General features: G+C 72.3%; 13 protein-coding genes. 8 read left to right on the top strand and 5 right to left on the bottom strand.

Annotated features, from left to right (window positions below):
- Positions 1 to 241 (bottom strand): exodeoxyribonuclease VII small subunit (locus tag E1291_RS31720; RefSeq protein ID WP_131741762.1); only part of this gene is annotated, 241 nt, incomplete at its 3' end.
- A 9-nt stretch (positions 242 to 250) separates the two neighbouring features.
- Positions 251 to 1,465 carry an exodeoxyribonuclease VII large subunit gene (xseA, locus tag E1291_RS31715; protein ID WP_131741761.1) on the bottom strand — a complete coding sequence of 405 codons (1,215 nt, stop codon included), beginning with the start codon at positions 1,463 to 1,465 and terminating at the stop codon, positions 251 to 253.
- Between the two features lie 448 nt (positions 1,466 to 1,913).
- Between xseA and E1291_RS31710 the strand changes: the two genes are divergently transcribed.
- From E1291_RS31710 to E1291_RS31700, 3 genes are read left to right on the top strand one after another with little or no spacing between them, the layout of a single operon-like run.
- On the top strand, positions 1,914 to 2,954 hold the full coding sequence (locus E1291_RS31710) for an SRPBCC family protein (RefSeq protein ID WP_131741760.1): 1,041 nt from the start codon (positions 1,914 to 1,916) through the stop codon (positions 2,952 to 2,954).
- Positions 2,955 to 2,989: 35 nt separating this feature from the next.
- Positions 2,990 to 4,243: a hypothetical protein gene (locus E1291_RS31705; RefSeq protein ID WP_207401045.1), complete on the top strand. Its 1,254-nt coding sequence runs from the start codon at positions 2,990 to 2,992 to the stop codon at positions 4,241 to 4,243.
- A gap of 12 nt (positions 4,244 to 4,255) precedes the next feature.
- Entirely contained in the window at positions 4,256 to 4,555 is a 300-nt protein-coding gene (locus tag E1291_RS31700) for a hypothetical protein (RefSeq protein ID WP_131741759.1), read from the top strand.
- A gap of 135 nt (positions 4,556 to 4,690) precedes the next feature.
- Here E1291_RS31700 and E1291_RS31695 read toward each other — a convergent pair whose 3' ends face one another.
- The gene (locus E1291_RS31695) at positions 4,691 to 5,458 is read right to left on the bottom strand and encodes a DUF8129 domain-containing protein (protein ID WP_131741758.1); all 768 of its coding nucleotides are present in this window, start codon (positions 5,456 to 5,458) and stop codon (positions 4,691 to 4,693) included.
- Between the two features lie 275 nt (positions 5,459 to 5,733).
- Between E1291_RS31695 and E1291_RS31690 the strand changes: the two genes are divergently transcribed.
- On the top strand, positions 5,734 to 6,699 hold the full coding sequence (locus tag E1291_RS31690; protein WP_131741757.1) for a 4-hydroxy-3-methylbut-2-enyl diphosphate reductase: 966 nt from the start codon (positions 5,734 to 5,736) through the stop codon (positions 6,697 to 6,699).
- Positions 6,700 to 6,980: 281 nt separating this feature from the next.
- On the opposite strand, the gene E1291_RS31685 is transcribed toward E1291_RS31690, so the two are convergent.
- Together E1291_RS31685 and E1291_RS31675 are read right to left on the bottom strand one after the other, a co-directional pair.
- On the bottom strand, positions 6,981 to 7,487 hold the full coding sequence (locus tag E1291_RS31685; RefSeq protein ID WP_242614498.1) for a DUF6542 domain-containing protein: 507 nt from the start codon (positions 7,485 to 7,487) through the stop codon (positions 6,981 to 6,983).
- A 56-nt stretch (positions 7,488 to 7,543) separates the two neighbouring features.
- On the bottom strand, positions 7,544 to 9,208 hold the full coding sequence (locus E1291_RS31675) for a DNA recombination protein RmuC (protein WP_242614497.1): 1,665 nt from the start codon (positions 9,206 to 9,208) through the stop codon (positions 7,544 to 7,546).
- 173 nt (positions 9,209 to 9,381) lie between these two features.
- Between E1291_RS31675 and ychF the strand changes: the two genes are divergently transcribed.
- The 4 genes from ychF to E1291_RS43445 all read left to right on the top strand — a co-directional run.
- The gene (gene ychF, locus E1291_RS31670) at positions 9,382 to 10,473 is read left to right on the top strand and encodes a redox-regulated ATPase YchF (protein ID WP_131741755.1); all 1,092 of its coding nucleotides are present in this window, start codon (positions 9,382 to 9,384) and stop codon (positions 10,471 to 10,473) included.
- 492 nt (positions 10,474 to 10,965) lie between these two features.
- Positions 10,966 to 11,991: a conjugal transfer protein gene (locus E1291_RS31665; RefSeq protein ID WP_131741754.1), complete on the top strand. Its 1,026-nt coding sequence runs from the start codon at positions 10,966 to 10,968 to the stop codon at positions 11,989 to 11,991.
- Positions 11,992 to 12,048: 57 nt separating this feature from the next.
- Positions 12,049 to 12,336: a hypothetical protein gene (locus E1291_RS31660; RefSeq protein WP_131741753.1), complete on the top strand. Its 288-nt coding sequence runs from the start codon at positions 12,049 to 12,051 to the stop codon at positions 12,334 to 12,336.
- 86 nt (positions 12,337 to 12,422) lie between these two features.
- The coding region (locus E1291_RS43445; RefSeq protein ID WP_242614496.1) for a conjugal transfer protein at positions 12,423 to 13,492 on the top strand (1,070 nt) is incomplete at its 3' end.

Genomic DNA, 13,492 nt, shown 5'->3' with positions numbered 1-13,492 from the left:
AGAAGGGCGCGGCGGCGCCGTCGCCGCCGTCCTCGGGCCGCGCCATGGCGGCGGCCAGGCGGGCGCGGGCGCCCTCCAGCCACTCCTCGCAGACCGCCGCGAGCCGCTCGCCGCGCTCCCACAGCGCCAGCGACTCCTCCAGCGTCAGCCCGCCCGCCTCGAGCCGCTTGACGACGTCGGCCAGCTCGTCCCGCGCCTGCTCGTACGACGGCTTCTCGCCGTCCGTTCTCACCTCGGCCACCCGCCCACCCTATGGCTCCTCGCGGTCCCGGACGGTCACGCCGAGGCGGCCGCCGGAGAGGCGGACCCGCAGCCGCTCGCCGTCCTCGACGGCCGACGCCGCGCGCACGACCGCCCCGTCCTCGCGCTGGACGATCGCGTAGCCGCGCTCCAGGGTCGCCGCGGGGGACAGGGCCAGCAGCCGGGCCCGGGTGTGCGACAGCTCGTCGCCCGCCCGGTCCAGCGCCGAGCCCAGGCAGCGGCGCGCGCGGTCGCGCAGCGCCAGCACCCGCTCGGACTGCCGCTCGATCTCCCGGACGGGGTCGGCGAGCGCGGGCCGCGACCGCACCGCCTTCAGCCAGGCCAGCTCCCGCTCGACGCCGCCCGCCAGGCAGCGCCGGCCGCGGTCGCGCAGCTGCCGGACGAGCTGGAGCTGCTCGCGCACGTCCGGGACGGCCCGCTTCGCCGCGTCGGTCGGGGTGGAGGCCCGCACGTCGGCGACCAGGTCGAGCAGCGGGGAGTCCTGCTCGTGCCCGATCGCGCTCACCACCGGGGTGCGGGCGGCCGCGACCGCGCGGACCAGCGCCTCGTCCGAGAACGGGAGCAGGTCCTCCATCGCGCCGCCGCCGCGGGCGATGATGATCACGTCGATCTCGGGGTCGGCGTCCAGGACGCGCAGCGCCTCCATCACCTCGGCCACCGCGTAGGAGCCCTGCACGGCCGTGTTCTCGACCCGGAAGGAGACCGCGGGCCAGCGCCGCCGCGCGTTCTGCAGCACGTCGTGCTCGGCGTCGGACTCCCGCCCGCAGATCAGCCCGATCCGGCCGGGCAGGAAGGGCAGCGGCCGCTTGCGCTCGGGCCGGAACAGCCCCTCGGCGGCCAGCACCCGCTTCAGCCGCTCCAGCCGGGCGAGCAGCTCGCCGACGCCCACGGGGCGGATCTCCAGGACGCTGAGCGAGAACGTGCCGCGGTTGATCCAGAAGTCGGGCTTGGCGTGCACGACGACGCGGGCGCCGTCGGTCACCGCCGGACCGGCGGCCTCGACGACCGCGCGCGGCCCGACGACCCGCACCGACATGTTCGCCACCGGGTCGCGCAGCGTCAGGTAGACCGTGCCGCCGCGCGCGTTCAGGTCGGTGATCTGCCCCTCGACCCAGATGCGGCCCAGCCGCCCGATCCAGCCGCCCACCGCCTGCAGGACCGTCCGCACCGGGACCGGGGACTCGGCCGTGGTCTCCATCGCCATGCCCGGAAGCCTACGGTGCGGACCTCTACGGTGTGGGTCCTCGGGGTGCGGGGCCTCGGGTGCGGGGTCTCGGCGTGTGACCGGGGAGACACGTCCGGGTCCCGTGGGCGCGGCCTGCTGCGCCGTCGCCATCGGCATCCTCGCGGCGCCGCCACCTGGAGACGCTGGAGCGGGTGGCCGCCGGCCACGCCCTCCGGGACGCCCCGCTCTCGGCCTGACTCCGCGGGCCGGGAGGCCCCGTTCGCCGGAGCCGCTGCCCTCGGCGGGGCGCCCGCTCCGCGCCGGTAGATCGTCAATTTCCGCTGGTCAGCGGCTTCATCCGGGTTTCGGTGCAGGGTCAGCGGTTATGTCAGCACAGACGTCGGATCCGGCCGCGCACGGCGGACGGACGAGGGCCGGAAGGCGGCACGTACGTGCCGCGTCAGCGCCACGAGACGAAGTGATGACCATGACCACGGACACGAAGAGCAAGACCTCGAGTAAGGAAGCCCCCGGCAAGGACGCGGCGGACGAGCGACCCGCCGACGAGCTCAAGGAGGCCGGGCGGCAGCTCCTGCGAGCCCTGACGATGCGGATGCTCAATTCGGCCAGCGGCCGGGTACAGGGCCTGACCCAGCGCCTGACGGACGAGGGCGGCGCCGGAGCGAAGGCGGCCGCCGCCGGGGCCGAGAGCATCGCCGAGGGCAACTCGCCGGTGAAGGCCGGGCTCAAGGCGGGCATGGCCGGTGCCAAGGAGAAGACCAAGGAGGCCCTCGGCTCCGGAGGGGGCGGAGAGGGCAAGGGCGGTAAGAAGGGCGGCGCCAAGTCCACCGTCATCGTCGAGGAGTTCGACGTCGGGCTGCCGCGCCGCGTCGCCTACGACCAGTGGACGCAGTTCGCCGACTACCCGGACTTCACCAAGAAGGTCGAGAGCGTCGAGCAGGAGTCCGACGAGAAGCTCAACTGGCGGGCCAAGATCTTCCTCTCCCATCGCAGCTGGGAGTCCACGATCACCGAGCAGGTCCCCGACGAGCGGATCGTGTGGAAGTCCAAGGGGGCCAAGGGGTACGTCGACGGGGCGGTGACGTTCCACGAACTGGCCCCCACGATCACGCGGATCCTGCTGGTCGCCGAGTACCACCCGGACGGCTTCGTCGAGAAGACCGCGAACCTGTGGCGGGCCCAGGGACGCCGCCTCCGCCTCGAGTACAAGAACATCAAGCGCCACATGATGACCCGGACGATCCTCGAGCAGGACGAGGTGGAGGGCTGGCGCGGCGAGATCCGCGACGGCGAGGTCGTCAAGACCCACGAAGAGGCGCTGAAGGAGGAGGAGGAGCGGGGCGACGACGAGGCCCGCGACGAGCAGGGGCGCGACGAGGACGAGACCCGCGACGAGAGCGGCGAGGACGAAGCCCGCGACGAGGGCGATGGGGACGAGGCCCGCGACGGTGAGGACGAGGCCCGCGGTGAGCGCAAGCGCGGGAGGAGCAAGGCCAAGAGCCGCTGAGGACGGGCGCCTCCGAGCGCCGGCCAGGGGGAGCGATGAGCGACAGCACGTCCGACCGGTCGGAGGAAGTGGAGAAGAGCGGCCGGGTCGTCCCGCGGGAGAGACCCGCGCAGTCCGCCGAGGGGCCGGACGTCTACCTCAACGTCCCGCAGGTGAAGGTGGAGGAGATCACCTTCGAGGTGAACGACCTCGAAGCGCACGTCTCCCTGGTCGCCGAGGTGCTCGACCTGCTCAAGCTGAACGTGGGGGCGGACGTGAGCCTCGGCAAGGTCAAGCTGGAGATCAAGGGCGTCGAGGCGCAGGCGCTGCTGGAGGTCCGGCTGAACAACGTCGCCGTGATCGTCGACCGCGTCCTGACCACGCTCGACCGCAACCCCGAGATCCTCCAGCACATCGGCCGCGGCGTGGAGTCGGCGGCGCGCAGCATCGGCGGCGGCGCCGGGGAGGCGGTGGGCGAGGTCGGCAAGGGCGCGCGCGGCGCGGTCGAGGACGTCGGCAAGGGCGCGGGTGGCGCGGTCGAGGAGGTCGGTAAGGGCACGGGCGGCGCCGTGCAGGACGTCGGTAAGGGTGCGGGCGGTGCGGTCGAGGAGGTCGGTAAGGGCACCGGTGGCGCCGTGCAGGACGTCGGTAAAGGTGCGGGCGGCGCCGTCGAGGAGGTCGGCAAGGGTACGGGCGGCGCGGTCGAGGACGTCGGCAAGGGCACCGGCGGCGCGGTCGAGGGCGTGGGTAAGGGCGCGGGCGGCGCGGTCGAGGAGGTCGGCAAGGGCACGGGCGAGGCCGTCGAGGACGTGGGTGAAGGAACCGGCAAGGCCGCCGAAGGGGTGGGGCGGACCGCCGAAGGCGCGGGCAAGGCCGCCGGGGCGGTCGCAGGCGGCGGAGACGGAGACGACTCCGGCAACAGCGGCGACTCGGGCAGCGGCGACTCGGGCACTGGAGACCGCGACGGCGCGGAGTCTGCCACCCGCGACGGTTCCCGTAAGGACACCGGAGATTCGGACACCGGCGACGGCGACGAGGACTCCGCGGGTTCAGGCGACGGCGACAGGGGCGACACGGACTCCGGCACTCGCGGTGGCGAGGAGCAGGACGCCGGCGAGGAGCAGGGCGGCGATGAGGAGCAGGGCGGCGATGAGGAGCAGGGCGGCGATGAGGAGCAGGGCGGCGATGAGGAGCAGGGCGGCGGCGAGGACGAGAAGGACGAGCGCTCCCCGCTCGGCGGCGCGTTCCAAGAGGCGGAGGAGTCGTTCCGCGAGCTGGGACGGGCGCTACTCCGCAAGATCACCAAGTAGAGGTGAGCGGTCATGAGCCGGGAATTTCCGGAGAAGGATGTTCGGGAGTCGGCGGACATCCTGATCGAGGCCCACATCAAGGCGGACGAGCTGCGGTTCGAGAGGGCACCGGAGAGCTCGGTGGAGTTCACCGGGGACGCCGACGACGCGTCGGCGTCCGGCAGCACCAGGAGAAACCTCCCGGACAAGGTGCAAGAGAACGTCACGTACTACGACGTTGAGATCGACTATGCGATCGCGGCGCGGCTGGCATCGGACGCCTCGGGACGGGCGACCGAACCCCGCACGACGGCTCCCCCGGAACCCGCCTGAAAGGCGCGGCCCCCCGCCCGGGACGGGAGACGCGGCCCATCGACCCCGAGGAGACCGGGCCATCGCCCCCGGAGGCCGATACCGACCCGCCTAACGCCCCGGGGGCCTCATGCGCGAGGTCAGAGGCGTCGCGGGTCAGCCGTGGCCGTTCAGTTTCGCTATCCGTCGCTCGTACATCCGGATGACGTCCGGGCGGGCGGCGTGCTTGCGCTCGTACTCGCGCAGCAGCTTCACCTGGTCGGCGGACAGGCCCCGCAGGCGCGCGCGCAACTGCGGCAGTGTCGCCGCGTCGTAGTTGGGCACCGGCAGGTCGTCCGCGACGCGCTCGGCCTCCGCGGGCGCGGCGGGCCGGTTCTGGGGCTTCGGCGCGAACTCGTCCTCGGCCTCCGGCTCGGCTTCGGTGGGCCGACCTTCGCTGGACTCGGCCTGGGCAGCACCAGGCTCGGCCTCACCGGACGCGGCCTCCGTCGCGGTCTCGGGTTCTGGGACGGGCCTGGGCTTCGCGGCGGGCTCCGCCGAAGGACGGGGTCCCGGCTTGCCGACGGAGATCTCCGTGCCGCCCTCCGGCCCCGCCGGGTCCGGCGTCCCCGCCGTCTCGGTCCCGCTCCCGCGGGGCCGCGGAGCCGCCTCTGGCCCGGGCTCCTCGCCGCGGACCAGGTCGGCCACGTGCGAGACGACCTTCTCGGCCGTGTTCTGCACGTCGCAGGCCAGCCGGCCGAGCACCGGCTTCACGCCGCCGCCCTCGGTGATCTCCTTGTAGTCCCGGGTCACCCGGTCGCTGAGCAGCAGCGCCCGGCCCACGCCGAACATGGCCAGCCGGACCGCGTGCAGCGGGAGGTCGCGGACCTGCTCGCCCACGGTGTCCCGGACCTGCTGTTTGAGGCGGCGCGGCGATCTCGTCATCGTCTGTCCTCTTCCTGCCGTCGTGACGCGGGAGCTGGCCGGACGGCATCGTGTCGTCGAACTTCACTCTGCCCCATGGGTGCGATGGCGGTCACCCCGGGTTAATGGATTTCTGTCCAAAGAAGGCGTGCGGTGAGTCACATGGAGCGGGCTTCACCTGAGCTTTGTGCCCAGGACGGCGCTGGACGGGGGCCACGGGGCGATCCTTTGCATGAGTGCCCGCCAGTGCGACCGGATCGGCGCGGGAGGCCCCGCCCGGCTCGTACGATAGAGCCATGACCGCCACCAGCCAGCGCCGTGTCCTGCTCGCCAAGCCGCGTGGTTACTGCGCGGGCGTCGACCGGGCCGTGCAGACGGTCGAGATCGCGCTGGAGAAGTACGGGGCGCCGATCTACGTCCGCAAGCAGATCGTCCACAACGTCCACGTCGTGAAGACGCTGGAGGAGCGCGGCGCGATCTTCGTGGACGAGACCGAGGAGGTCCCCGAGGGCTCGATCGTGGTGTTCTCCGCCCACGGCGTCGCCCCGGTCGTGCACGAGGAGGCCAAGGGCCTGGACCTGCGCACCATCGACGCGACGTGCCCGCTGGTGACCAAGGTCCACAAGGAGGCCGTGCGGTTCGCCGCGCAGGACTACGACATCCTGCTGATCGGGCACGAGGGGCACGAGGAGGTCATCGGCACCACCGGCGAGGCCCCCGACCACATCCACCTCGTGGACGGTCCCGGCGACGTCGGCCGCGTCACCGTCCGCGACCCCGAGAAGGTCGCCTGGCTGTCCCAGACCACCCTGTCGGTGGACGAGACCATCGCCACGGTCGAGAAGCTGCGCGAGCGGTTCCCCAAGCTGATGGACCCGCCGTCCGACGACATCTGCTACGCCACGCAGAACCGGCAGACGGCGGTGAAGGAGATGGCCGCGCAGTCGCAGCTGGTCATCGTGGTGGGCTCGACCAACTCGTCGAACTCGGTGCGGCTGGTCGAGGTGGCCAAGGAGCACGGCGCCGACGCGGCCCACCTGGTCGACTACGCCGACCAGATCGACCCGGCCTGGCTGGAGGGCGTCACGACGGTCGGCGTCACCAGCGGCGCCTCCGTCCCGGACGAGCTGGTCCAGGACGTGCTGGCCTGGCTGTCCGACCGCGGCTTCGGCGCCGCGGAGGAGATCGAGTCCGTCCAGGAGAGCATGCGCTTCGCCCTCCCGCACGAACTGCGCAAGGACCTGCGCATAACCCCGGTCTGACCCCCGCCCCCGCGCGGCCGACCCGATGATCCTGTGACCCGCTGACCATGACCTGAGCCTTCTGAAAGCCGGTGTTGAGCCCTCGCCTTTCCAGCGGCCCCGGCGGCGAGGGCCACCCGAAAGCGATGCTCGCCGGAACGCGAGCGCGCTACCTGACCGGCGGGGCAAAGCCGAAGGCGAGCCCCGCCGGGAAGATCGCGAAGCGATTCGCGCTCGCACCAAGAACGGTCACGAAGCGAGCGTTAGCGAGCGAAGTGGGCCGGGCTTGCAATAAATACAACTCAGCTCTCGTCCCAGCGGACGGGGTTCTCGTTCTCTTCTTTCTCGAAGAGGCGGACCCCGACGAGCTTGCCGCGCAGTTCGCGGACGTTGGCGGGCAGTCCGCGGAACAGTCCGACAACCAGCACCAGCAGCGTGCCGAAGAACAGCCACGGCGCGGTCGCCGCGAGCGCCGTCAGCACGCCGACGGTGAGGCCGCGCAGCAGCGATCCGTCCCCGAGCGTGGTGACGAGCACCGCGAGGAACGTGGCGGCGAAGAAGACCAGCGGAGGGCTGACAGTGATCGTCAGCAGGTCCGCCGGGCGGGTGGCGAACGCGGCGGCCAGGCAGCCGACCGCGAATCCGCCGCCGGCGAGCAGCGGGAGGTCGAACCACCGGGACAGCAGCGCGCACACGAGCGCGGCGGCGAACATGACGACGATCCCGCCCCGCCCGGTGAGCGTGACCGGTGCCGCCGCGTCGCGTCGCGATCTCGCCCGGGAGGGGGAAGCACCGCGCTGGCGTCGCACCGGACCCCCTGGGGACGGCGAGGCGCCGCCCGGCGCGTCGCCTACCGTCGATCTGCTCATTGCCACCTCTCTCGCTGATCACTCTGATCAGGGATGGCCCGTCCGCCGAAACCTACCGTTTCGCCGGCCGGATCCCGGCGGGACCGCCCGTCCTCGCGGGACTCCGCGCGCTCTCCGGCGTCCCCGGCCACACCGTTCCCGGCCGTGTCACGTGCCCACGATGGCGGATCGCCCGGCCCGCCCGGGGCCGGGACGGCGGGACCGGAACGGCCGCTCGCGAGGTCGTGCTCCTCGTCCTTCACGGGGACGTGCACGCTGTCCTCGCGCGGGGCGCCTATGCGGGCGGCGTCGTCGTGTGAGGCGCCTTCGCCTGCGGTGTGTTCGCGTGCGGTGTCCTCGGGTGCGGTGTCCTCGTGCGAGGTGTCGTCATGTGCCGTGTCGTCGTGTGCTGTGTCGTCATATGCCGGGCCGTCATATGCCGGGCCGTCATATGCCGGGCCGTCATATGCCGGGCCGTCGTGCGCGGTCAGCTCGGCCGCCGACGCGGGGCGGGGGCTCTCCTCGACGGGCCGGGGGCCGTCCAGGGGGCCGTCCACGACGCCCAGGTCGTTCAGGCGGCGGGCGGTGACGAGCACCCGCGTCTCCAGCGACCCGACCGTGCGGTTGTAGGACTTGATCGCGCCCGTCAGCGCCCGGCCCAGGTCGTCGACGTGCCGGCCCATCGTCCCGAGCCGCTCGTACAGCTCCCTGCCCAGCTCGAACACCGCGCGGGCGTTGCGCGAGAGGGCGGCCTGCTGCCAGGCGTAGGACGCCGTCCGCAGCATCGTGATGAGCGTCGTCGGCGTCGCGATGTGCACCCGCCGCCGCATCGCGTACTCCAGCAGCGCGGGGTCGCGGTCGAGCGCCGGGGCGAGGAACGCCTCCCCGGGGACGAACAGGACGACGAACTCCGGGGCGGGGCTGAACGCCTGCCAGTACGACTTGGCCGCGAGACGGTCGACGTGGTCGCGCAGGTGCCGGGCGTGGGCGTCCAGCCGCACCGGGTCGCCGCTCTCGGCCGCCTGCAGGTACGCGGCCAGGGAGACCTTGGAGTCGACCACGATGTTCTTGCCGCCGGCGAGCCGGACGACCATGTCGGGTCGGACCGTTCCGTCCCTCGTCACCGCGGTCGCCTGCTCGTCGAAGTCGCAGTGGCGCGTCATCCCGGCCAGCTCCACGACCCTGCGCAGCTGCAGCTCTCCCCACCGCCCGCGCGCCTCTGGACGCTGCAGCGCCCGCACCAGCGACCGGGTCTCTTGCCGCAGCTGGTCGGAGCTCTGCCGGACGAAGTCGACTTGCTTGGCCAGCATCGCGTGCGACTCGCGGCGGCCCGTCTCGACCTCCCGCAGCTGCTCCTCCACCTTCGCGAGGGTCTCTTTGAGGGGCGCGACCAGGTGCTCGACGGCCTGCTGGCGCCGCTGCAACTCGCCCGCCGCCTCGGCTCCGGCGGCCTTCAGCCGGGCGTCGGCGAGCTCCAGGAAGCGCTCGTTGCTGGCGTCCAGGGCCCGGGCCGACAGGCTCTCGAAGTGCTCGGCCATCCGTCCCTCGGCGTAGGCCAGCTTCTCCTCCGCGGCCCGCGCCCGCGCGATCAGCGCGCCCTGCCGGCCCGTCGCGAGCGCGTATCCGGCGACGGCGCCGAAGGCGGCCCCGACGAGGAGGCCGGCGAGCAGCGCGAGATCCATTGGTTCATCGTGACAGTGGAGGCGCGAAGCGCGACCGCGACGCGCCGGAACGGGCCCCGCACCGGACAATTGGCCGCACTGTTCGCCAACGCCCCGGCCCACGCGGTGCCCCGCGGAAGGTTCGCCGGGCCTGCGTCCGGAGTACGGGCGCACGGCCCATAAACTTGGCAGCCGTGAGCCTCTCCATCGGAATCGTCGGGCTGCCCAACGTCGGCAAGTCCACCCTCTTCAACGCGCTGACCAAGAACGACGCGCTCGCCGCGAACTACCCGTTCGCGACCATCGAGCCCAACGTCGGCGTGGTCGGGGTGCCCGACCCGCGGCTGGCCGGGCTGGCGGAGATCTTCGGCTCGCAGAAGATCATCCCGGCGACGATGGAGTTCGTGGACATCGCCGGCATCGTCAAGGGCGCGTCCGAGGGCCAGGGCCTGGGCAACAAGTTCCTCGCCAACATCCGCGAGACCAACGCGATCTGCCAGGTCATCCGCGCGTTCGTGGACCCCGACGTCACCCACGTGGACGGCGACGTCGCCCCGTCGCGCGACATCGAGACGATCAACACCGAGCTGATCCTGGCCGACCTCCAGACGATCGAGAAGGCCCTGCCGCGCCTCGACAAGGAGGCCCGGACCAAGAAGGACAAGGACAAGCTCGCCGTCGTCGCGGCCGTGACCGCCGCGCAGAAACTGCTGGACGACGGCGTCACGCTCTTCGCCGGCGCCGAGGGGGCCGGGATCGACCTGGCGCTGCTGCGCGAGCTGCACCTGCTCACCGCCAAGCCGTTCCTCTACGTCTTCAACCTCGACGAGGAGGAGCTGGCGGACACCGCCGTCCGGGACCGGCTCCGCGCCCTCGTCGCGCCCGCCGAGGCCATCTTCCTGGACGCCAAGATCGAGGCCGAGCTGATCGAGCTGCCCGACGACGAGGCCCTCGAACTGCTCCAGGGCATGGGCCAGGACGAGTCCGGCCTGTCGCAGCTCGTCCGGATCGGCTTCGGCACGCTCGGGCTGCAGACGTACCTGACCGCGGGTCCCAAGGAGTCGCGCGCCTGGACGATCCCCAAGGGCGCCACCGCGCCCGAGGCCGCCGGGGTCATCCACACCGACTTCCAGCGCGGCTTCATCAAGGCCGAGATCGTCTCCTACGACGACCTCACGGCCGCCGGCTCCATGGCCGCCGCCCGCACCGCGGGCAAGGTGCGCATGGAGGGCAAGGACTACGTGATGCAGGACGGCGACGTCGTGGAGTTCCGCTTCAACGTGTGAGCCGGGCCTGTGAGGCGGGCGTGTAAGGCGGACGTGCGAGGCGGCGGAGCCCCGGGTGCTCGCGGGGTCGCGCGGACGGCGGTGGCGGGTGTCTCCTGTGGTCTCGGACACTCTCTGACCTGGGGATTTTCTGGGTATATGTCGCGAATGGGACACTTTGCCGGGTTCTTTCGGGAAGAGATTGCCGTCGTGTCGGTCACCACGTCAGCAAGCACCCTGTGATCCGAGCTGCTTGTCGGAAACCCGGCCTCGCGTCCTGTTCGGAGGCATGGATACGGGATCGTCACCGTTTGGCAATCCTCCCCGTTCCTGCTGAGGTGGATTGCATTATCCACAACCGCGCGCCGGGGCTGTGCTTCGCCGCGATGCGCTGGAACAATTGACGCTCGTGGTTACGCTGGGCCCGAGGTGGGTTCAGAAAATGGGGCCACCAGCACACGACCAGGCACAGATGACCGCGCCGACCGGGGGCGAGGCGCGAGCGGAGGCAGGATGGCTCGCAGGTCGGCCGTTGCACGCGGCCGTGACACCGCCGTAGTCGAGGAGACCGCGGCGCCCGGCCGGGCGCTCGGCTCCTCCGCCGACCCGTGGGACGTGCCGGACACCGGCCGGCGCCGCGGCCGCTCGGGCGGTGACGGCGCGCGCGGAGGCGGCCGCTGGGGCGGCTCCGGCGGGCGCTGGTGGGTCTGGGTCGGCCGCGCCGTCCTGTGGGCCGTCATCCTCGTCATCCTCGTGAACGGTATCCGCGCCCCCTTCGAACGCTTCACCGCCGACGACACCGCCACGCGGGGCACGCCCGAGCCGGGCAAGGGCACGGGGTTCCCGAGCAGCGCCGCGAGCGCGTTCGCCGTCCAGTTCGCCGACGCCTACCTGAACTTCGACCAGAAGAGCGCCGCGGCCCGCGAGGCCCAGCTGCGCCCGTTCCTGCCCGAGGGCGCCGCCGGGCAGTACGGCTGGAACGGTGTCGGAGCGATGCAGGTCCAGTCCGTCCAGGCCGCCGGTGTCGAGGCCCGCGACGACGCGAACGCGACCGTGACGCTGATCGCGCGCAGCGGCGACAAGTGGCTGCGCCTCGCCGTCCCCGTCTACGCCGACAAGAACGGCGGCATGGTCGTCTCCGGCCGGCCCGCCCTGCTGCCTCCGCCCAAGAAGGCCACCGTCCCGCAGAACGGCGTCCGTGAGCGCGACACCGCCCTCGAGAGCGAGCTCCAGTCGTTCCTGAAGACCTTCTTCGACGCCTACGCCAGCGGCGAGCAGGCCGCCCTGTCGCACTTCACCGACGGCAGCCCCATCGACGGCCTGGCGGGCGCTGTGAGCCTCGTCGCGGTGAAGGAGGTCGTCGCGCCGAAGGGAGCCTCGGGCCAGCGGACAGTCACGGCCACCGTCACCTGGCAACTCGTCGGCGCGAACGGCGGCGGCAACGGCGAACTGGAGCAGACGTACCGCCTCACCATGGTGAAGGGCGCGACCTGGCTCGTGCGCGACATCCGCGGCACCACCGAGCCGAGCTCATCATGAGAACACAGCGGGAACCGACCCCCGTCACACCCGCCGACCAAGGAAGGTAGTCAGTCGATGCTGCACCACCTCATGGCGTCGATACCGCACGAAATCTTGGCGGCGCCGCAGAACGACGAACTCAAGACCGACCAGCTCGCCGACTGGCTGCGCCAGATCTTCGGCCCGTTGTTCCTGGTGATCGTCTCCATTGTGGCGATCTTCTTTCTGTTCACGCGCGAGATCACGCGTTTCGTGCAGTTCATCGTGCTGGCGATCGGGATCGGAGTGGTCTTCTACGTGCCCAACATCATCGAGACCACGGCCAGGGCCATAGCGAAGGCACTGGGAGTGGACATCAGCTGACCCGGCCCGCGGACACCGAGGTCGGGCGGCCCCCAGGCGGGGCCCGGATGGCGACGCTGTGCTTGCACAGTTAGGGGAGTAGGGGCGTGGATCTACCCACGTACACGAACATATGGCGCATTGAGAAGCGGCTTTACAAGCTGTACGACCTGCGGCTTCCGATGCCGCTGCCGCTGGTTCAGATCGGTGTGTTCGCCGGTGTGTTCGTGCCCTGGATCGTCCTGCTGAAGTTCGCGGGAATCCCCTTCGAGTCGCCGTGGCACGTCCTCTACATCGTCCCGCCGGGCGTCCTCACGTGGCTGGCGACGCGTCCCGTCATCGAGGGCAAGCGGCTGACCGAGCTGCTGCTGTCGCAGAGCCGCTACTTCTCCGAGCCCCGCACCTGGTGCCGCCTCACGCCCATCCGCGAGCCCCGCGAGGTCGTCATCGTGGCCCGCGTCTGGCGCCGCCCCGCGGCACCGGCGCCGATCGCGGCCCCCGAACGCGCCGCGATCAAGTCCCGTCGCAGGGCGCGCCGGGCCCGCGGCGGCGTCCCGGCGGTCGAGCCCGCCGCCGTCCCTGCCGCGGCCACCCCGCCGCCCCGCCCCGGGACGGCCTCGGCCCCGCAGCCCCTCGCCGAGTACGCCGCCCAGCGTGAACAGGTCTTCGACCACGACGTCCAGGTCACGGTTCCGGCCCCGCAACCGGTCGCGACACCAGAACCGGACGTCCCGGCCCCGGCCCCGGAGCCGGTAGTCCAGCCCAGGGAGCCTGAGCCGCTCCAGGCCAGGGCACCGGAGCCGCGGGTCCGGGCCAGGGCTCCCGAGCAGCGGGTCCAGGCCCGATCACCCGAGCCGCGCGTTCGAGCCAGGGCCCAGGAGCCGGGTGTCCCGGCGGCGCCCGGCCCTCGCGTGCCCTCGGCGCCTCGTCCCCCCAAGCCGTGGCGCCGCACCATCCGGGACATCTCCCACGAGGACGACGTCCTGATGGTCCCGGACGAGGTCGAACGCCCCCCGGCCACGCCGCAGCTGGAGATCGGCCCGGGCGGCGGCAAGCGGGGAGTGGCGTCCGGCGTCCGCCGTCCCGGCGCCGCGGCCGAGTTCTGGAACGCCCTCCCGCCGGACGGCGGGCCCGCGGCGGCCGATCCGGCCGACCGGCCCGCCGAGCCCGAGGCCCC

The organism is Actinomadura roseirufa (assembly GCF_900659635.1).
GTDB classification, from domain to species: Bacteria; Actinomycetota; Actinomycetes; order Streptosporangiales; family Streptosporangiaceae; genus Spirillospora; species Spirillospora roseirufa.
The sequence above is the reverse complement of the archived record's forward strand: the minus strand, read 5'-3'. Positions and strand labels throughout refer to the sequence as shown.